Below are 19608 nucleotides of genomic sequence, written 5' to 3' on the forward strand. Positions count from 1 at the left end.
ATTCTTTTTAACTTCAGCCATTTGCTTTAAAGTAGTCGCTATCTGTTCATTTACTCAGGTAAGCAAGGAAGTGAATCTACGCCAGATAGAAGTGTTTTATGCCATCATGCAGGCAGGCACAGTGTCGGGGGCAGCCAAGCAACTTCATGTTTCACAGCCCAATATCACCCGAGTATTGGCTCATACTGAACAGCAATTGGGTTTCATGCTATTTGATCGAGTCAAAGGTCGACTGGTTCCAACTCAGGAAGCGCAGTCACTCATAGCGGAAGCAGAAAAGATATACCAGCAGCTCGGTCAGTTTCGCAGTTTAACCAGCAAACTCAAACATGGTCAGCACCACCTTCGTATTGGATCGCCGCCGATACTTGCTTCTGGTTTCCTTGCTCCGATCATAGCGCAGGTGTGCAATAATACCGACTATACCTTAGAAGTATGCACTGCAAATCGAGATGAGTTGATTGATGGTCTAATAAAAAACGAGCTGGATGTGGCGGTTTGTTTTGGAGAAGAGAGCGTTTCGTCCATTATCCAAGAAACTATACTCAATACTGAAATGAAAGTACTGCTCCCTGCAGAGACGGCGATTCAACACTCGGTTACCATTGAGGAATTACTAGAGAGCCCGCTACCACTGGTTGGACTCGACACCCGAGACCCACTTGGATTTCAACTGCATCAGTCCATTCACTCCGTCGCCCCAGACTTTCTCCCTAAAGTGAGCGTTAGAAGCTATAACGTGGCTGCAGAAATGGTCGTGCATGGTGCCGCAAATGCGATTATCGACCCTTGGACTGCCATGCATTACCAATCGTATCCGCAAATCCAATGCACATCATTAATTCCATCGATCCCGGTCAATGTCTCCCTGATTTACTGTCAGCATCATCCGCTTTCTGTTTCTGCCAAGTTGTTCGCTGACCGTCTTCAACAGGCAGCTCAACAAGGGGTATAGCTTAACGTTATACCTTAACAACAAATAGATATTCGGCAACGGGCATTGAGTTCAATAGAGTGTATTTATCTGCTCACTCTAATATTCAAGGATGCTTATGTCGATTGCTCAACCTTACTTACTCTTTCTGGGCGACGTTACTGACCCTATTTCAGCCAAAACGGGCCGAGGTATTGCACTTTGGCGACCTGAACACTGTATTGGTGAATTGCGCTTATCATGTGACGCCGTCACTCTTAATTTAACGAACCTCACGCTAGAAGAAGCCAAAAACAGGGGAGCAAAAACACTTGTCATTGGCACAGCCAATGCCGGCGGCCTCATACCTGAGAACTGGCGGGCTTGTCTGATTCAGGCGGCAGAGCTGGGATTTGAAATAGCATCCGGCATGCATCAACGACTGAAAGGTATCCCTAAGCTGGCTGAGCTGGAAAAACAAGGTATCACTAAACTTCACGATGTTCGCCACTTTGACCAAAACCTAGAAGTTGGCAATGGTACCCCACGCAAAGGCAAACGTCTCTTAACCGTTGGTACGGATTGCTCTGTCGGTAAAATGTTTACCGCATTGGCTTTGGAGAGAGCACTACACAAAATTGATGTCTCGGCACAATTTAAAGCAACAGGCCAAACCGGTATCTTGATCGACGGAAAAGGTATCTCGATTGATGCAGTTGTAGCAGATTTCATTTCCGGCGCAGTAGAGAAAATCAGTCCTGAATTTACCGATCACGAATGGGATATCATCGAAGGACAAGGGTCACTGTTCAATCCTTCTTTTGCAGGGGTTAGCCTCGGCTTACTGCACGGCGCGCAGGCAGATGCTTTGGTGCTATGCCACGAAATTGGCCGCCCTCACATTCGCCATCTACCCCATTGTGAATTACCGACCATTGAAGCAACTATAAAAGCTAACCTCGCGGCTGCACAACTGACCAATCCCAATACTCAACTGGCTGGTATTAGCCTAAATACCGCTGCAATTAGTGAAGAAGATGCCATGGCACTTTGTGCTGATTGGCAAGAGCAATATCAGGTTCCGGTCACTGACCCAGTCAGATTCGGTATTGACGCCATTGCAACACATATTAAAGCTCTGTGAGGCCAAACATGGACATAATAGCATTCAGCCAGTCTATTCCGCTCGCTAGGCCTTTTGCCATTTCGCGAGGAGTAAGGACACATTGTGACGTGGTTCGAGTCGAAATTCGCCATCTTTGCCATGTTGCGATCGGAGAATGTACACCTTATCCAAGATATGGCGAAAGTGTAGAATCGGTATTAGAACAAATCGCTCAAATGGCTCCTACACTGCAGGCGCTTACTCCCTCGGAAGCAAAAATGACGCTGCAAGCAATGCCAGCTGGAGCAGCGAGAAACGCGCTAGATTGTGCTTTGTGGGAAATGATCGCCAAGACGGACGGATTACTCTTTCCATACCCCTACTTTGATATTCGCTCAAAAATAGAGACTGCAATGACGGTCTCGATCGACACAACTGCAAGGATGGCTCAACAAGCTTCTGATTATGTGGCTCAGGGTGCGACTCTGCTCAAGGTTAAACTGGATCACGAAGATATTGTATCTAGAGTGACTGGCGTCAGAGCTGCCGTTCCTGGTTGCAAAATTATCCTAGATGCCAATGAAGCCTGGCACAATGAAGATCTAGACGAGCTTTTTTCATCGTTAGACCAGCTTGATATTACTATGATAGAGCAGCCCGTACCCAAAGGTTACGATGCTCTACTGAAGAAGGTTTCACATCCGATTCCTATCTGCGCCGACGAAAGCTGCCACGTTCGTAGTGACCTACCCAACCTAGATGGGTGCTACGAGATGATAAATATTAAACTTGATAAATCGGGCGGCCTAACAGAAGCACTGGCGTTGGAGCAAGAAGCCAGAGCGAAAGGATTTTCTATTATGGTGGGCTGTATGCTCGGAACCTCCTTGGCAATGAAGGCTGCCTTACCCATAGCAACGAGAGCAGAGATTGTTGACTTGGACGGACCAATACTGCTCGGATCAGACACTCCCGATGGCTTAATTTACCAATCTGGTACTTTAGGCTTAACCAATCATAAAAAATAATATATTCCTTCCAAATATATAATCTCGCTTTAAATAAACTCAACATTAAAGCGAGCATTTTTGCCTACCTATCAATCAAAATAGTCACAATTAACTACGCTGGCAATAGTAATAAAGTGCTAGTACAAATAATAAGAAAAGCATCTATAATAAGCCCTCTCTTAAGCCACAACCCGAATTAACAAAATATTATTCTAAAGTTCATGGAACAGCTGTCGATACCAGTGAAAAAGTCATTTCTTTTTTAATAGATATACCCAAAAACTTAGAATCTAAAAATTCCTTAGTAATATATCTAATACTATAAGGTTAAAATGACTCTACTTTGTTAGTGGAGGTACTCACTGCATGACTAGCCCATTACCTAGAAGGCTAAGAGACATAAGAAAGAAAAGAGGTATCACTCAGGAAGAGCTGGGGCAAAAACTAGGGATGGAATCAGGAAGCGCAAGCGCTAGAATTAGTCAATACGAAACTGGTAAACATGCTCCTGATTACACGACTGTAAAACGCATATCTGCGGCACTAGAGATAACCGTCGCTTACTTCTACTGTGATGACGACACATTGGCAAATATCATAATAGAAGCTTCCAGCCACAGTGAAACAACAAAGCTTGATATTCTTAAAATACTAGAAGGAATTCAAAAACAATAAGTTAGCATCTTTGCTGTTTTGGATAGACATGACAATGATTTCTGAACTCGACCTCGCCATACAACTGACAAAAATAATAATTCTTCTCTACATATCCTATCTTTTATTGCGCCACCAGGTGAGCAATAAAATACTGTATGGATGTTTATTAGCTATGATTTCGATGATCATTGAGCTACTTATCAACTATTGTCAGCTATCATGGCCAGCTATTAGTTCTGCTCATAAAGATGAAGTTTTGCTAATTTCGTCGACAACGCTGCTAATTGCTCATATTTTGATGCTATCTGGCGTATCATCGTTATATTTCAAACTCAAAGAAGAATCAGAAAAAGATCATCTGACTCAACTTCACAATCGAAAGTTCATGCGCAAGATTCCAGAAAAAGATTACGACGTTATCTATCTGGATATTGATAATTTTAAATCGATCAACGATACACTTGGCCATGATTATGGTGACGCATTACTCGTCCTATTTGCACGATATTTGTCACATTGTATTCTCAAAAACGAATATTTAGTTCGATACGGAGGTGATGAATTTATCGCCTATGTACAACCAGGACGAAGCAGTGATTTTATTGAACGTTTACTCTCTTACGTTGCAAACTCAGAAATTGAATTTAGCTATGGTGTTTCAGGAAGTGCCAAAGGTGAACTGTTTTCCGCGATTACCCGTGCGGATAAAAACATGTATTTGATGAAGCGGCGCAGATCGACATCAAGAGGGCGTAAACCAGCAAAGGCCAATTAAGAACATGCAGGCTGTGCCATGACTGGACACATTCAGTGTCGCCTGTACGCCGCAGAGGCCCTTTACTAAATGCGCTTTTTAAACTTTTATTAATAGAATGTGAGAAAGGATTCTCTAGGTAGCTTATGCTGGTATCGATTTGGTCTATCGTGAAACACGTCTTCGTCGTATCAGTGTTGATGCTCACGGCTAGCTGCCTTCCACGCCAACCCAATATAAAACTCGGTGTTATTTTACCTTTAACAGGGACCTTTGCCGTTTATGGACAACAGGCACTTAAAGGCGTTCAGCTTGCTGTCGATCAAATTAATGCTGATGGAGGGGTACTGAATAGGCAGATTGAACTCATCATCCGTGACAATCAGACCGACCCAGCGAAAACCGTAAAGTACAGCCGTGAGTTAGTCCAGCAAAATGACGTATTCGCGCTGTTTGGCCCAGTGAGTAGTGCCGCTCGTTATGCCATGGCAGAAGTCGCGGAAACATTCCAGACTCCATTGTTTTACGGTATCGATTATGAAGGCCACCATTTTAATCGCTACCTGATATGTTACAGCGCTATTCCAGAACATTACATTGAACCTATTGTCCCCTACCTAATCGATAACGTGGGTAAGAGCTTTTATATCTTCGGCTATGACTATATATGGCCTCATCGTATGGCTGACAGCATAGCTGAGTCTGTTAAGCTCAATCAGGGAACCGTCACCGATATTGAATTCACTCCATTTGGCGTCAAAGACTACACCTCCGTATTCGAGCATATAAAAAACTCCGGTGCTGAGACATTGATGCTCATCTTGCCGGGTGTCGATGGCTTTACTTTCTTGTCACAGATGACATCTTTTGACTTTGGCCGACCTATTCAAATCGTCGCTTTTGCCGCTGATGAAACCTATTTGTCCAATCTGGACAATGAGGCTTTGGAGGGTGTACTCACTGCTCTTCACTTCTTTAGTCAGAACGATGAGCCTGTTTTACAAAAATTCGTTAACGATTACAAAACCTTTCACGGTTCTGAGTCAGTGGTAACCTATTCGAGTAAATCTCACTATGACCTTATCTATTTACTGAAAGCTGCGATAGAAAAATCAGGCTCGGTTGATAAAGAAGCTGTCATCAACCAACTCCCAGGGCTAACTTTGTACGAAAGAGAATTGGCGATAAAACTCAGAGACGACCACCACTTTGAATTACCTATGTATCTAGGCCAATTCAGTCAAGGACAACTGAAAGTGGTGAAGCGATTAGGAATAATTAAACCAGAGGATCAAAGACCTTAGGTAATGAATAAACTTAGCGTAAAAATTTTCATCATTCTTCTGCCTCTTGCGATCTCTTTGCTGATCTTTAGCTACGTCTATTACAAAGCGCGAGAGAAGCTCACCATTGACCATATTTACCAGTCTATCCAGCTTTCCGTTTTACTCGGAGCTAATGAAATTAGCCATTATGTCCAAGGTCAGTTCACCGAGTTTGATCGTCTCAGTAGTGAAATCAACGCCTGCGAGGATGAAAATATACCTTTATCTCTATCTGCCGCCGACGCTTTAAGCTTCACCAGCGGCTTCTCTGCACTGGCTATTTCTGATTTGTCAGGCCGTGTCACTCACTTTAGCTTGTCTTCGAATAGCAGCAATCGCTACGTACTGCGTAAGAATACACAAGGGCTTATACTTCTTCCTGAACATGTTCTGGCCCTGTTACACACCTCTTATCAAGAGTGGAAAAAGACTTACCCAGAAAACCTTAGGAGGGAAAAAGATACGCTAAATCAGCTGCTAGAGCTTAATAAACGGGGCGAAGTGAACTCACAGGCCAGCCGAGAACTGACCAATTTACTCGTTAACATCCGAGAAGGTCGAAGCCTGCCTCGACAAGTGATCAGCCTAGCTAATGCTGAGACCATCTCAAAACTCGGCCTGATATTCGACACCGAGAGTTACCTATACTCTCGCCCTCTGCTTGGATGCAATAAAAAAATCGTCGGATTTTATACCGCCATCCTCGACCGTACTATTGTTGAAGACCACCTGTATCAAATAAAAAGCACGTTAATGCAAAGTAACCTTCAACACGTAGATGTGCTGATGATACGGAACCAAGGCCTACGTTCATTGTCCGCTGCGAACCATTTGTCGCTCGAGGCGCTCTCTGGTAATGGCCTCAATACAACCAATAAACCGCAAATGCGGCAAGATCTCAACGGGATACTTATCAATCAACCGATAGAGTTGGATATTCAGAGCCATCTTATCTCATTGGACAATACCCACCCTTCTATTCCAGATCATCAAAAAGGCATAAACCTAGTGGTCTATGTATCGATGGACGAACTCGAGTCGAACAACTTGATGCTGATACGCGAAGTTTTTCTCTATCTGTGTATTGCTCTATTTTTGTTTGTCTCGTTGACTCTTTATCTTTCCCACTATATTGCCTCACCAATTATCGATCTGCGCCAGCGAATTTCAATCCTCTCCAAAACGGGCAAAGCCAAAACTGATTTCTCTGTCAGAGATGATGAAATTGGCCAGCTCTTTAGTGCGTTTTCCGATATGGCTTACAGTATAAAAGCTAAAGAGTCTCAGTTGGTTAAGCTAGTTCGAGAAGATCCATTAACTGGCATTCTCAATCGTCGTGCATTAGTTAATCATGCCCAAGATATTCAACGCCTCAACAGCGTCTCATGCATATGTATGATGGACCTAGATCACTTCAAACAGATTAACGATAACTACGGCCACGCCATCGGGGATTCGGTACTGAAAACTTTCTGTACCTTAGTTACTAGTGAAATTCGGGACTCCGATATCTTTGGTCGTCTCGGTGGCGAAGAATTTGCTCTAATCTTGCCAGAGACTCAATTGGAAGAGGCCGTCAGCTTAGCGGAGAATATTCGCAGCAGAGTTGAAGCTCAGCTGGTTGCCAGTCTCAACTCAATCGTCAGTTCCAAAATAACAGTAAGTATTGGTGTCGTGGAATGGCTAGATGATGATTTTGCCAAAGCCCTGTCTAGAGCAGACAAACACCTATACATAGCGAAAGAAAGTGGACGTAATCAGGTCAGTGCACAGTCATCAAAAAGCCCGCTGTAATGCGGGCTGACTTGTAACAATAGTTTCCACTGACTCAAATCTTCATTCGAGCGACATTCCTACCTGACCAACTCGAGTTTTGAACTCTTCAATACTGTCAGCCTGATAAGTGGGCGAACCATTAAAATATCTTGGTTTTTCAGGCAGCATGGCATTTTTTAACGCGTTTTCCTGATCAATGTCGTCATGGTAGACAGTAACGCGATGTGGAATGTCCTGTTTAAATGTCGCCATTTTCTCTTCTCCTTTTCATCTTACGTATGCACGACTCTAAGCGTAGAAAAGGATCGCTGACTGTCAACGCAACTCATAGGCCATTACAAGCAAATTAGAAGTGCGTTAAGCCAGACACTTTCTTGTTTGTCACCCTTTTTAGCTGCGGCTAATTCATTTGATAGAAATTCTGTTTATGTGAGCTTACATCCAGATCCAGATTTGAAGCTAAATTAGACGGAACTTTGGCAAGGTGATAACAAATGCCAGACCTGGTTCTTGAGATCTGACATCAATTTTTCCATGATGGAGGGCAATAACACGCTCTACAATTGCCATCCCCAAACCTGCTCCTTGAGCTTTGTTCTGGGTTTCTTTGCCACGGAAAAAGCGCTCAAAGATGCGGTCAATATCAATCTGACTCATTCCCCGACCGCTATCGGCAATGACGATCTGTATATGCTCTTCATGCTCAGTCACTTCAGCCCAAATTCGGGTACCTTCTCCGGAGTAGCGAATCGCGTTGTCCATCAGATTGCGAAACAGACAATTAAGGAATATCTCATTGCCTTGAATAGCATAGGCCTCCTCAGCAGCTTCTAATGTGATGTCTTGTTGTTGCTTCAATGCAAGGGGGACCAGCTCAGCAATCACACTACGTAGTATCTCAGCAACATCAACGGTTTGACTTAAATCCACCATCAAGCCGCTCTCGACTTTTGCCAATGTCAACAACTGCTCAATGGTTCGCTCAGAACGTGTGATGCTCTTTTCAATCTGTTTGAGGTCATGGTCTTTTTCCTGAGCATTTTGCGTTTCAAGGGCATTCTGCGCATTGAGCTTGATCACGGCCAGAGGTGTTCGCAGTTCATGGGCAGCGTCTTGATTAAATCGTTTTTCTCTTTGCCAAGCTGCATCGACTTGATCAAACAGGTAGTTCAAGCGTTTCACTAAGCTATCCAACTCAGTGGGAACATCTGTAATACTGAGTGGTGAGAGGTTATCAATCGACTTCTCTGACACTTGCTTTTCCAAACGACTGATCGGTGCAAACAAATGATAGGTAAACAGCACCAATAGCAAACATAAGAGCGGCGTTGCCACTAGCATGGGGACAATGGCTGGGATCGCAATCTTGTTTTCGACTTCGCTGCGCAGGTGCTTGTCTTCGCCGAGCCAGAGCCACATTGGCTCACCCGTTTTCGGTTGCGTTAATAGCATGGTTACGCCACGCCACATGTTGGACTGCTCCTGATCATGAATGTCGTTCAGACCCGGATGGCGCATCATTTTTAAGTCGACAGGTGGCGCATTCGGAGAGCTCGCCAATACCGCGCCCTTAGAGTCGAGTAGTAAATAGGCGAAGTTATCCTCAAGCAGCTTGGCTCGCGACCATTTTTCTAGGTTGTCTTTGGGGGATGTTTTACTGGTGAGGTTAGCAAAAACGGTTTCTGGGTCTGAGTTTCGGTCTTCGCCAATCACAGAGGGGTCGGTCAGTAGCAACACCTTTAAGAAACTCTCACTAAGGTCCTGAAGCCGTGCATCATCAACGTCTGTAATCGCCTGACGCGTATCAAGGTAAACCCAGATCGTGGAAGCGGTAATAACCGCGAGGCATAGCAGTACGCTCGATAATGCGACACGGCGTTTAACAGAATTCAGTTTCATACTAGTGTTGGATGATGTATCCGACTCCTCTGATGTTTTCGATGGTACCTTTAGGCATTTTTTTGCGCAGATTATGGATGTGCACTTCAATCGAATTAAGTCCGGCACTTTCATCCCAACCATGCATGTTTTGCAATATCTGTGTTTTGCTTAGCACCCGACCAGCGTTCGTCACCAGATAGAGGAGAATTTTAAATTCATTTGGCGTCAGATTAATACACTCACCTGCAACCGTGACTTTATGCGAATTGACCGACACAGAGACATCGCCCACCACGATAGTGTCATCTGCCATACCCGCCGATCGGCGAATCAATGCCCCCATACGCGCCAACAGTTCTTCCAGTTGAAACGGCTTAACCAGATAATCGTCTGCACCATGATTGAGCCCATAAACACGGTCATTGAGTTCGTCACGAGCGCTGAGAATCAAAACGGGCGTTTTGTCTCCTTTGCTCCTGAGCTCTTTGAGTACTTTCAAACCGCTGATACCCGGTAAAGAAATATCAAGAATGACCAGTAGGAAGCTGTCAGTTTGCAGTGCGTGAAGGGCACTTTCACCCGACGTTACCCAGTCTGCGGTATAGTGATGTCTGGCGAGGGAAGCGGTAATCGCATTGCCAAGCATAGGGTCATCTTCAACTAATAATACGCGCATGTTATCTATCTCTGTTCTGTATCGTGACCCGTTCAGCAGTGATTAAAGGAAGGTCACAAGCGATGGTTTTATTTACTGAGTCTCACTGCTTTCAATCCATCTGAGTCGGCCTTCATAGCTTTGGAGAGCACAGAGGCCAAACATGGAATTCATCCAAAATAACAAGCCAGACTTAAAAAACATTTAATATTCAGCGAAACATTTCATTTTTTGGCCTTACCAGCGCTATTTTGAAATCCAAAAGTCTCTGATTATATTAATCTTGTTGAACATACTAAGTACATAAGTTTTTTCCCATAGCCCATTTTGTTTCGTCCAAGAGAGCATCTATCGGGAGATAAAAGTGATGACATAGTCTAACTGCAAGGTGTAATGGCACTCCACTTCTCGAAAGCCCGTTTTAGCCACCAGCGAAGGCGATAAGTTCAGCCATATGCGCTGTTTGTACGGGTCAACGCATTTAACCTGAGCACACTCAAAGCCGAAGTATTCCCCGATATAGGGGTATAGGGCTTTGAACAAACTCTCTTTAGCGGAGAAGATGATTGTGGTGATTATATCATTGCTAAATGGCAGTGACGCCAGACGCTGCCACTCCCATACAGAACAAACGGAGCCGGATACCTCACACACCACATTGGCCGCTAACACTTTCTCGATATCCATTCCGATGTAGCGTCTGATGCTCTGAATAGCAGGGAGCACCGCACATGCTGCGATATCATCGCAGTGGGTAATGGTACCTAAAATACCGTCGGGCCATGTCGGACAGCGATTTGTACTAACCCCGACTTGTACTCCGCTGGCAACCACCCCACCACAAGCAGATATCGCCTGCCTTGCCGCATAACGACCCGCCAGAAACTCGGCTCGTCTTGAGCTTACCGCGCGGCCAAGTCCATCAGGACATCGAATCCTGAACTGCTTGAATAAACTGTCATGATAGAGGTTTTGGTTAAACTGACACACAAATACACTCGCGCCATTGATGAGAAACCTCTGCTCCTTGTTGATAAACCGACCACTTGTTTGTTCAGATAAATAACGCACTCCCACAGCGTCAATTTCAGGAAATAGTGTCGCCATAATTACTGCCTTGTATCTACAGTAACAACCGCAGATAACCCGTTGTCGACCTGAACAGAGTCATTGAACACAATCTTAACCGGCACACGTTGCACCACTTTAGTAAAGTTGCCCGTCGCGTTATCTGGTGGTAGCAAAGCAAAGGTAGCGCCTGTTGCTGGCGATACGCTATCGATTCGTGCTGAGAATGTCTTCCCTGGATAGGCATCAATGGTGACATCAACAGACTGCCCTTTGTGCATACGCGACTTTTGCGTTTCTTTAAAGTTCGCCAGAATCCACGGTGTGCGATCGGACACTATGCTCACAACAGATTGCCCCGGTTGCACCATCATACCAACTTGCAGGTTGCGATTGCTGATCACACCATTTATTGGAGCCACAATCCGGGTGTATCCCAATTCAAGCTTCGCCTGTGACAAACTGGCTTTGGCTTGCTTGACCATAGCATCGGCCTGCTCTATCTCACTTTCCAGTACCGAGAGCTTATCTTGTTGTGTTTTCAGGCTGGCCTTCGCCTCAAGATACGCTGCTTCATCAACTTTATAGGCAGATGCGCCATTGTCACGTTCACCTTTAGACACATAGTTTTGTTTCTCTAAGGCCTGCAAGCGTTTGTATTGCTGAAGTGAGTATTGATATTTGGCCTTCGCCGACGTCACTTTACTCTGGTACTCTTCGATGGCACTTTTCTGCATTTTATAGGCTGCATCCGCGTTCGACTGTTCCGCCCGACTTTGCGCTAAGGTCGCTTCAGCAAGCTGCTCTTTAATCACGAACTCACGATCATCCAACTGCGCTAGCAAGTCGCCTTTTTTGACCTTCTGATTGTCCTTAATATTAATTTTCACCACTTCCGCATTGATGCGCGAACTGACGTTAGTAATGTCCGTTTGAACGTAAGCATTGTCGGTGTTCTGGAAAAAACGCCCGTAGTAATACCAATAGGCACCGCCAGCCAAGACCAACAACATCAGTGGAATCAAAATCTTTATTATTTTTTTCATAGCACGACCAACCAATCAAAAAAGACGAACAGTATTAAACTCGAACCAGTTGTTTACCGAAGTGCTTCCCTTCCAATAGATCGACAAAGGCCTGCGGTGCATTTTCCAATCCTTCGGTCACCGTTTCACGAAATTTGAGCTGACCACTTTCCGCTGCTGCGGTCAGCCAACTGATCGAACTTGCATAATCGTTGACCCACTCAGTCACCAGAAAGAATCGATTTTCCGGCGCACTTGGCAGTGAAGAGTAAAAGCGCGATAACGTCGAGGCATCCACATCTTTACCCTTGTTGTATAACGCTGCACTGCCACAAATTGGTACTCTGGCACCTTCATTAAGGTGACGCGCCACTAAGGAAGAAATACGTCCACCAACATTTTCAAAGTAGATATCCACACCGTCCGGACAGGCGGCTTCAATCTCCTCACCCAAATTGTCAGACTTGTAATTGACACAGGCATCGAAACCCAGTTCATCGACGACATAACGACACTTTTCCTCACTGCCCGCGATACCGACCACTCGGCAACCGACCATTTTGCCAAGTTGACCAGCAACCGAACCCACAGCGCCTGACGCGGCTGACACCACCATGGTTTCACCTGCTTTAGGTTTGGCAATTTTGTTCAATCCAAAGTACGCAGCTCGACCGGGAGTTCCAGCCACGCCGAGAAAGATCGTTGGCGGCAGTTCTGTATCCGGCAGTTGATAAGTCATGAAATCCGCATCGTTACCGACACAATATTTTTGCCAACCTGAAAAAGTGAACACCCTATCGCCGACCTGATATTTGGGGCTGTTACTCTCGACGACCTTGCCAATGGTTTCTCCCTGAATCACTTCACCCAGTTTGATCGGCTCTACATACGCCGTGTTTTCGTTGAGGCGAGGTCGCGTATATGGGTCCATCGAAAGCCAAGTGTTTTCAATTAAAAACTCACCCGGCTTTAACTCGCCAATTGGCAGGTTGGCGATACGGAAATTGCCCGTTGTCGCGGCACCTTGTGGGTGACTATCAAGCACAATTGATGGGTTAACTAGTTGATTCATAAAACACCTCATTGAGTTTATCGTGTTGTAATTTGATACCAAATAACTTGACGGCAAGTAGCTAGAAATTTATGCGCTTGCTTCCGATGACCATCGAAAGCTGGGCCAGTAAAAACTGAAAGCAATCATCGCCAACGTCAGTGGCCAAGCGCCAATGAAAACAAAGTAGTCAGCGTAATCTGGCATATCACTGGAGAACTTAATCACGAGCAGCGCTTTCACTGCGTAAGCGAGAATCCAACCCAGAGAAATCTCCTGCCAAACTTGGGCGTATTTTGGCGAGCCATAGACAGGCAACTGCATCAAACGAGGGAGCGCATTTTCCGCTTGAGTCCGAACCACTGGGCGGCCGATCATGGAGTAGAAACCAAACACGACAATGACGGACAGTGATCCGCCTACAGAAAGAAAGACGCTTTCTTGGTCAATTCCAAACAGGGTGTAACCATGCAGGTAAAGGTAGTGAATGCTGCCAGAAACCAAAATCAAAGCGATAATGGACAGAGAACCACTCCGTTTGCTGAATAACTCCAGCAATGCGGAGTAGCACGCTGTTACAATCAGCGCCGCTCCGGCTCCTACTCCCCAGAAAATAAGGTTGTAGATCAAAATAGGTACTATGATGGTCATTCTTGCTTCCGAAGACAGCAGATAGCTCCAGACACTCATCGATGTTTTGTCACTCATGCTGATTCCTCTTTTTTTAGTCGAAGTTGGAAATCACGGTTTGAGCACAACACCATGATGGCGGTGGCGAGCATCATGAAACCCATGACCATAAATAAGTCATTAAAAGCCATGATTTGCGACTGAATTGCCATCCTTTCGCCGAGAATGCTCACCGCGGTTTGTTGAACATTGGTGCTATCAGACGACAACCCCTGATTGACCAGCAGATTCTTTACTTCACCCAGATAGTGATAAAATGGCTGACTACCTGTCAGCAAGGTGGATTTGATGGAATCGAGATGGAAATAGATCCGAGTAGTGAAATAGGTCGACAACACCGCGGTACCCATTGATCCACCCAGACTGCGAAATACGTTGATTAAAACTGCCGATGAGGCCGCATCCTCTGCTTTAATATTTTGAGTCGCTAGCATGGAAAGTGGCACCATGATAAACGGCTGGCCTAACGCACGAACTAACATAGACGCGATCATCTGCGGGCCAGCAAAATCAGCATTCATATGGCAATCCATAAAGGCACTAATAGCCAAACCAACGAAACCGATGAAGATAAGATACTTAGGGTTATAGCGACGAATGAGAAATGGGATCATAGGTAAAATTACCAACTGCGGCAGCCCCATCCAGATAACCACATGACCAATCTCTGTCGCATTGTAATCGTGAATCATCGTCAGGTAATACGGCACTAGGAATAACGTGCCGTAAATAGCCGAACCCAACATAGCAAAGATGAGTAAGGAATAGGAGTACTGATATTCCTTAAACAGGCGAATATTAATCAGAGGGTTACGGTGTACGATTTGGTCATAGACAAAAATCACAAAGCTGATGGCGGAGAGTACCGCCAGTACGCAAATCATGCGCGAGTCGAACCAGTTTTCATCACCGCCTTTTTCCAAAATGACTTCCAGCGTACCAAGAAACATCATCACTGACACAACGCCAACAAAGTCACCCTGACGAATGATTTGCCAGTTAATGATGGGATGCTTCATTGAACGTTGAATCAGAGCCCACGCCACCACTGACGGTAAAACATTGACGTAAAAGATCGCGTGCCATGAAAAATGTTCCGTGAGCCAACCGCCGATCGCCGGACCTATCGCTGGGGCGAACGTGGCGATAATACTGAATAACGACATCCCCATAGGGCGTTTTTCTGGCGGCAAGATTTCAATAATCAAACGGAAAGACAAGGGGATCAATGCGCCACCACAAAAGCCCTGCAAAGCGCGGAAGACAATCATCGAGTCCAGATTCCACGCCATCGAACAAAGCAAGGATGAGCCGAGAAAACCGCCGATACACCATAAAGCGTAACGGCCCGTTCCCAGCGCTTTTGATAGCCAGCCACAAAGTGGGATCGCCACAATCTCAGCCGTAAAGTACGACGTCATCAGCCAAGAGGCGTCATCCAGGGACGCAGACAGCGCCCCCTGAATGACTTTCATCGAGGAGTTAGTGATCTGGATGTCCAGAATTGCCATAAAGCCACCGATGAGGCCGCCGATGATGGCCCACCACTCCTTCCTTGAAACGACGACTTCGCTTTCCGGTTTTGAAAGTGCGATCGTACTCAAAGCAATTCCTCCTGTAGACGACTCGTCAAATCACCAATGTGAGGCGCGTTCATCATGGAGATGTGATCGCCCTTAGTGGTCAATACAGTCAGCGGTTGCTCGCTGTATGCCTGCCAACCCAGCCCAGATTCTTTGAGTCGCGTGCGGCCAGTTAAGATCTCTTCGGCTTCCGCCACGACAATAGGACCAGAATATCGCTGTCCCTGATATTCATCAGTGGCCTTCATATGAGCCTGAAGAATGGCGAGAAAATGCTGGAAATCCTCAGCGCTGATATTATCCGGCACCAAATTCGCTTTACGAAAACCGGTCAGGAATACCTGTGTTCTTTCCGCTTGTGACATCTTCGCCAATTGCTCGCCCGAGGTACCAAAAGACGTTCCAGTTAGCCGCTCTACCTTGTAAGCGAAGTAGGCAAGGCGATCATGCTCAGCCATAGTGGCGCTGTTATCGACGTTTACTTGAGGGGCTGGTTGGTCAAAAATCAGAACCTTCGGCTGGTTTCCGGTCAAGACCTGAACCTGACACGCCATCTCAAAAGCAAGGGTTCCTCCGAGTGACCAACCACCGATGATCAACTCTGGACGCTCTGCTAGTTCGCCGAGCTGCTTCACGTAGTACTCAGCTAGCGTCGACACTTGGCGGTTGTACTCAGCTAGCCCCTGAAAATCAGCTACCTGAACACCGTAGACCGGATGTTCTTTGCTCAGCCCCTTCACTAACTCGTCGTAACAAAGCACATTGCCGCCAGCAGGGTGAATAAGCAGTAACGTCGGCTTCTGCTGAGGATTTCCCTGATTGAGCATCACAATCGAGGAGCCATATTCAAAGCTATCGGATACCTGTTCGATCAGTGTGCTAAGTCGTGCAACACTGCTGTTTTCCAGTATCTGGCCTAGGGTCAAGGTGGTGGAGAAGGCCTTGTTCACTTCAATCAGCAGTTTCAATGCACTGATGGAATTTCCCCCAAGATTGAAGAACTCGTCATCAATACCGACCTGCTGAGTGCTCAAGGCTTGCTGAAACAGGATCAGCAAACGAGCTTGCGTTTGATTGTTCGGATGGGAAGAAGCCGATGTCTGTGTATTCCGCTTAGCCTCAGGCAACCCCTCATAATTGATTTTTCCGCTTGCGGTGATTGGCATAGCGTCGAGCCACATCCACATTTCTGGTTGCATGTAAGCGGGTAATAGCTGTTTCAGTTCCGTCTTAATCCCTTCCTGATCGCCAGTTTCACCAACAACGACATAAGCGACCAAACGGCTAGAGTCCGCGGTTTGCTGCTGAACAACCGCTGCGCGTTCAACATTAGTAATCTGGCCCAGCGCCTGTTCAATCTCGGCTAGCTCAACTCGATAGCCACGTACTTTGACCTGACGATCCAAGCGACCAAGGTATTCAAGGTTGCCATCCGCTAACAGGCGGCCTTTGTCACCAGTACGGTACAGACGCTCACCCGGTAAGTACGGGTGGGGAACAAAGTGACGCTGTGTTTGCTCATCGAGGCCAAGGTACCCTGAAGCCAACTGCGCTCCACCAATACAAATTTCACCGAGTACGCCAGCAGGAAGCAGTTGTTGGTGAGCATCGAGAACCAGTACATGACTTCCATCGAGGGCCTGACCAATAGGTGCAACCTGATAACCCAAATCCGCGATGTTGTCAGGAATCGTCAATGTCATCACCCCCACCGTGCACTCGGTTGGCCCATAGTGATTGACTATCTGGCAGCTTGGTTTGAGCACTTTGACTTTCTCAATCAGAGAAACTGGTAAACGCTCACCGCCAAGCACCAATTTGCGCTCCGGAAGCAGATGCTGCGCGTTCGGGGCGTTCAACAACGCAGACAAATGTGTCGGCGTGATCTTCATACAATCAAGAGGTTTATCTTTTAGATAATTGGCGAGTTGTTCTGGGCTTTCCAGTAGGCCATTGGTCACTATCTCCAACTCGCCTTGCCCGACCAAAGCTGGGAATAACATGGTATGCGCCAGATCCGTGGAGAAGGACGACATTAAGCCATAGCGTGCTTTGTGAGTTTGTTCGAGTACTGGAGCAATCGCTCGGCAATAGTGGCTAAGTTGGGAATGGTGAACACACACACCTTTTGGTGCCCCTGTACTGCCAGAGGTATAAATGATGTACGCTGGTCCATCGCCAAAATCATCTGGCGGATTAGTGCGTGTTGGTGAGGTGTTACTCGTTTCTGTGTTCAGAATGTCGACCCAATTTAGTGAAGATTGTGTAGCCATTGCTTTTAAAGCAATGGGTACTTCACCTACGAGTAAAACACGCTTAACTTTAGCATCGTTTAAGATGAAGCCGATTTTAGATTCCGGCAGATTGATGTCGATAGGAAGGTAACAACCACCCGCTTTCAGGGCGGCTAATATCGCTACCACACTATGCTCACTTTTTTCCATCAGTATCGCGACGGGTTCACCGTGACTCATACCTTGCGAGGCCAGTTGTGCTGCCAACTGATTAGCGCGCTCATTAAGAGCGGCGTAGCTCAGTGTGCGGCCTTCACAACGCACTGCCACGTCTTCAGGGCAAGCTAGCGCCTGTTGCTCAAATTGCTGATGAACCGGCAACGCTTGACTTGCCTCTGCCGGTAAACATGTCTTCAGCAGAGACTGGCGCTCATCTTCCGTCACCAATGACAAGGCTTGAATCGACTGCTGTGGGTGCTCAACCAATGCCGTCAATATGGTGTGTAAATCACGCAGCATTCGCTGCACGGTGGCACGTTCAAACAGCGCTGTACTGTAGTTGAATGTGCACAATAAACCGTCGCCGTCTTCCTCTATCCATAGGTTGAGATCCAACTTAGACACACCGTAGTCTACTTTGAGTGGCGAATAGCTAAACAAGGTATTGGTTCGCGAGTGCGGATAAACCTGATAGGTCAGCACCGCCTGATAAAGCGGGTTAACACGTGCATCTCGCGAATAGTCGACCACATCCAGAATACGATTAAACGGTACGCTCTGATAGGCAATCGCCTCTTCACTTTCGGCTTTCGCTGCTTCTATCACAGTCGAAAGAGGCAAATCATCATTGAGCGTGAAACGCAGTGGCAGCGTGTTCATGAACAATCCCATCATTTCCTGCGTCTGGGCGTCACCGCGATTGGCGAAAGGCACACCAATCACAATGTCATTCTGATTACTGTATTTATGCAGGAGTAACTGGTAGGCCGCCAGCATCAGATGAAAGGTAGTCGCCCCCTGTTTTGCTGCGCAAGACTGAAGCTGATGACAGAAGCCTGCATCAAGTGGATAGCTGACATAACTTCCCTCAAAATTGATCGTATCTGGACGAGGGTGATCGGTTGCTAGTTCCAGTACACTTTGAACACCACTGAGCTTATCGCGCCAGTAGTTGAGACCCTGTTCGTACTTACCTTCTTCAAGACAGCGGCTTTCTTTTAAGGCGTAATCAGTAAACTGCGCTGCATGATCTACCGTCTGGCCAAAGTAAGTGCCCATGAATTCTTTGAAGCACAAGCTGACGGTCCAACCATCTGAAATAATATGATGGAAGGTCAGCATAATGATGTATTCACCCGGCTGAGTTTTTGCCATTCGCCAGCGAAACAGTGGTCCTTTAGTCAGGTCAAAATTCTTTCTGCCTTCTTCACGAGCGACTCGCATGACCCACTGATTTTTATCCGCTTCAGGCATGGCAGTAATGTCATCAAAACCAAAATCGAAACTGGGCTGGTTGTCGATGCACTGGTAAGGCTCGCCATCGACCACTCGGATCGTGGTGCGGAATATGTCGTGATTATTGACCATTTTCGTCAGAGCGCGTTCGACTCTGTCTTGTTCGAACTCGTGATCAATGTGACAGGTGATCGCCAACGGGTTGTTATAGGCTTTATTGTCTTCGAGGAATTGATCCAGTGTCCAAATGCTCTTTTGCGCATTGGTCAGAGGGAATATTTTGCGTTTTGGTTCCATTGTTGAACAACGGTTCTCTTCCATGAGCTGCGCTTTTTTCTGTTTTTTCTCTCTGGCGAGCCTTTTCAGCTCTTCAAGTCCCATAGAGTTCAAAATCTGATTCGTTTTAGTTGTCATAGCCGTGCCCTT

The 19608-nt window shown here is 46.2% G+C and carries 16 protein-coding genes; 7 read left to right on the forward strand and 9 right to left on the reverse strand.

What is annotated here, in order from left to right; translation table 11 throughout:
* The first annotated feature begins 70 nt into the window (after window positions 1-70).
* From TW84_RS11300 to TW84_RS11330, 7 genes are all read left to right on the forward strand, one after another.
* Complete coding sequence (locus TW84_RS11300; protein ID WP_045975741.1) at window positions 71-955, forward strand: LysR family transcriptional regulator; 885 nt, start codon at window positions 71-73, stop codon at window positions 953-955.
* A 97-nt stretch (window positions 956-1052) separates the two neighbouring features.
* Window positions 1053-2057, forward strand: a complete 1005-nt coding sequence (dgcN, locus tag TW84_RS11305; protein WP_045975742.1) for an N-acetyltransferase DgcN — start codon at window positions 1053-1055, stop codon at window positions 2055-2057.
* A gap of 8 nt (window positions 2058-2065) precedes the next feature.
* Entirely contained in the window at window positions 2066-3046 is a 981-nt protein-coding gene (gene dgcA, locus TW84_RS11310; protein WP_045975743.1) for an N-acetyl-D-Glu racemase DgcA, read from the forward strand.
* Between the two features lie 348 nt (window positions 3047-3394).
* Entirely contained in the window at window positions 3395-3703 is a 309-nt protein-coding gene (locus TW84_RS11315; protein ID WP_019276654.1) for a helix-turn-helix domain-containing protein, read from the forward strand.
* A gap of 154 nt (window positions 3704-3857) precedes the next feature.
* A complete protein-coding gene (locus TW84_RS11320) occupies window positions 3858-4460 on the forward strand; it encodes a GGDEF domain-containing protein (protein WP_240478168.1) in 603 nt (200 codons plus the stop codon).
* A gap of 179 nt (window positions 4461-4639) precedes the next feature.
* Window positions 4640-5743, forward strand: coding sequence for a substrate-binding protein (locus TW84_RS11325; protein ID WP_045975767.1), 1104 nt, complete (start codon window positions 4640-4642; stop codon window positions 5741-5743).
* A 3-nt stretch (window positions 5744-5746) separates the two neighbouring features.
* The gene (locus tag TW84_RS11330; RefSeq protein WP_045975744.1) at window positions 5747-7558 is read left to right on the forward strand and encodes a GGDEF domain-containing protein; all 1812 of its coding nucleotides are present in this window, start codon (window positions 5747-5749) and stop codon (window positions 7556-7558) included.
* A gap of 42 nt (window positions 7559-7600) precedes the next feature.
* Here TW84_RS11330 and TW84_RS11335 read toward each other — a convergent pair whose 3' ends face one another.
* The 9 genes from TW84_RS11335 to TW84_RS11375 form a co-directional block, all read right to left on the reverse strand.
* Window positions 7601-7792 carry a hypothetical protein gene (locus TW84_RS11335; RefSeq protein ID WP_045975745.1) on the reverse strand — a complete coding sequence of 64 codons (192 nt, stop codon included), beginning with the start codon at window positions 7790-7792 and terminating at the stop codon, window positions 7601-7603.
* Window positions 7793-7999: 207 nt separating this feature from the next.
* Window positions 8000-9439: a sensor histidine kinase gene (locus tag TW84_RS11340; RefSeq protein WP_045975746.1), complete on the reverse strand. Its 1440-nt coding sequence runs from the start codon at window positions 9437-9439 to the stop codon at window positions 8000-8002.
* Window position 9440: 1 nt separating this feature from the next.
* On the reverse strand, window positions 9441-10097 hold the full coding sequence (locus tag TW84_RS11345; RefSeq protein ID WP_045975747.1) for a response regulator transcription factor: 657 nt from the start codon (window positions 10095-10097) through the stop codon (window positions 9441-9443).
* A gap of 327 nt (window positions 10098-10424) precedes the next feature.
* The gene (locus TW84_RS11350) at window positions 10425-11183 is read right to left on the reverse strand and encodes a 4'-phosphopantetheinyl transferase family protein (RefSeq protein WP_045975748.1); all 759 of its coding nucleotides are present in this window, start codon (window positions 11181-11183) and stop codon (window positions 10425-10427) included.
* 2 nt (window positions 11184-11185) lie between these two features.
* On the reverse strand, window positions 11186-12190 hold the full coding sequence (locus TW84_RS11355) for an HlyD family secretion protein (RefSeq protein ID WP_045975749.1): 1005 nt from the start codon (window positions 12188-12190) through the stop codon (window positions 11186-11188).
* Window positions 12191-12224: 34 nt separating this feature from the next.
* On the reverse strand, window positions 12225-13241 hold the full coding sequence (locus TW84_RS11360; RefSeq protein ID WP_045975750.1) for an NADP-dependent oxidoreductase: 1017 nt from the start codon (window positions 13239-13241) through the stop codon (window positions 12225-12227).
* Between the two features lie 69 nt (window positions 13242-13310).
* A complete protein-coding gene (locus tag TW84_RS11365) occupies window positions 13311-13928 on the reverse strand; it encodes a hypothetical protein (RefSeq protein ID WP_045975751.1) in 618 nt (205 codons plus the stop codon).
* Window positions 13925-15514, reverse strand: coding sequence for an MDR family MFS transporter (locus tag TW84_RS11370; RefSeq protein ID WP_045975752.1), 1590 nt, complete (start codon window positions 15512-15514; stop codon window positions 13925-13927). The genes TW84_RS11365 and TW84_RS11370 overlap by 4 nt, the downstream gene beginning before the upstream one ends.
* Entirely contained in the window at window positions 15511-19596 is a 4086-nt protein-coding gene (locus tag TW84_RS11375; RefSeq protein ID WP_045975753.1) for a non-ribosomal peptide synthetase, read from the reverse strand. The genes TW84_RS11370 and TW84_RS11375 overlap by 4 nt, the downstream gene beginning before the upstream one ends.
* Window positions 19597-19608: the final 12 nt, after the last annotated feature.

This window comes from Vibrio neptunius (assembly GCF_000967495.1).
Lineage (GTDB): Bacteria > Pseudomonadota > Gammaproteobacteria > Enterobacterales > Vibrionaceae > Vibrio > Vibrio neptunius.

What these genes read in the sequence shown, in the direction of transcription:
- dgcN (WP_045975742.1), top strand. Translation starts at nt 1,053, where the DNA reads ATGTCGATTGCTCAACCTTACTTACTCTTTCTGGGCGACGTTACTGAC.
- dgcA (WP_045975743.1), top strand. Translation starts at nt 2,066, where the DNA reads ATGGACATAATAGCATTCAGCCAGTCTATTCCGCTCGCTAGGCCTTTT.
- TW84_RS11315 (WP_019276654.1), top strand. Translation starts at nt 3,395, where the DNA reads ATGACTAGCCCATTACCTAGAAGGCTAAGAGACATAAGAAAGAAAAGA.
- TW84_RS11320 (WP_240478168.1), top strand. Translation starts at nt 3,858, where the DNA reads ATGATTTCGATGATCATTGAGCTACTTATCAACTATTGTCAGCTATCA.
- TW84_RS11325 (WP_045975767.1), top strand. Translation starts at nt 4,640, where the DNA reads ATGCTCACGGCTAGCTGCCTTCCACGCCAACCCAATATAAAACTCGGT.
- TW84_RS11330 (WP_045975744.1), top strand. Translation starts at nt 5,747, where the DNA reads ATGAATAAACTTAGCGTAAAAATTTTCATCATTCTTCTGCCTCTTGCG.
- TW84_RS11335 (WP_045975745.1), bottom strand. Translation starts at nt 7,792, where the DNA reads ATGGCGACATTTAAACAGGACATTCCACATCGCGTTACTGTCTACCAT.
- TW84_RS11340 (WP_045975746.1), bottom strand. Translation starts at nt 9,439, where the DNA reads ATGAAACTGAATTCTGTTAAACGCCGTGTCGCATTATCGAGCGTACTG.
- TW84_RS11345 (WP_045975747.1), bottom strand. Translation starts at nt 10,097, where the DNA reads ATGCGCGTATTATTAGTTGAAGATGACCCTATGCTTGGCAATGCGATT.
- TW84_RS11350 (WP_045975748.1), bottom strand. Translation starts at nt 11,183, where the DNA reads ATGGCGACACTATTTCCTGAAATTGACGCTGTGGGAGTGCGTTATTTA.
- TW84_RS11355 (WP_045975749.1), bottom strand. Translation starts at nt 12,190, where the DNA reads ATGAAAAAAATAATAAAGATTTTGATTCCACTGATGTTGTTGGTCTTG.
- TW84_RS11360 (WP_045975750.1), bottom strand. Translation starts at nt 13,241, where the DNA reads ATGAATCAACTAGTTAACCCATCAATTGTGCTTGATAGTCACCCACAA.
- TW84_RS11365 (WP_045975751.1), bottom strand. Translation starts at nt 13,928, where the DNA reads ATGAGTGACAAAACATCGATGAGTGTCTGGAGCTATCTGCTGTCTTCG.
- TW84_RS11375 (WP_045975753.1), bottom strand. Translation starts at nt 19,596, where the DNA reads ATGACAACTAAAACGAATCAGATTTTGAACTCTATGGGACTTGAAGAG.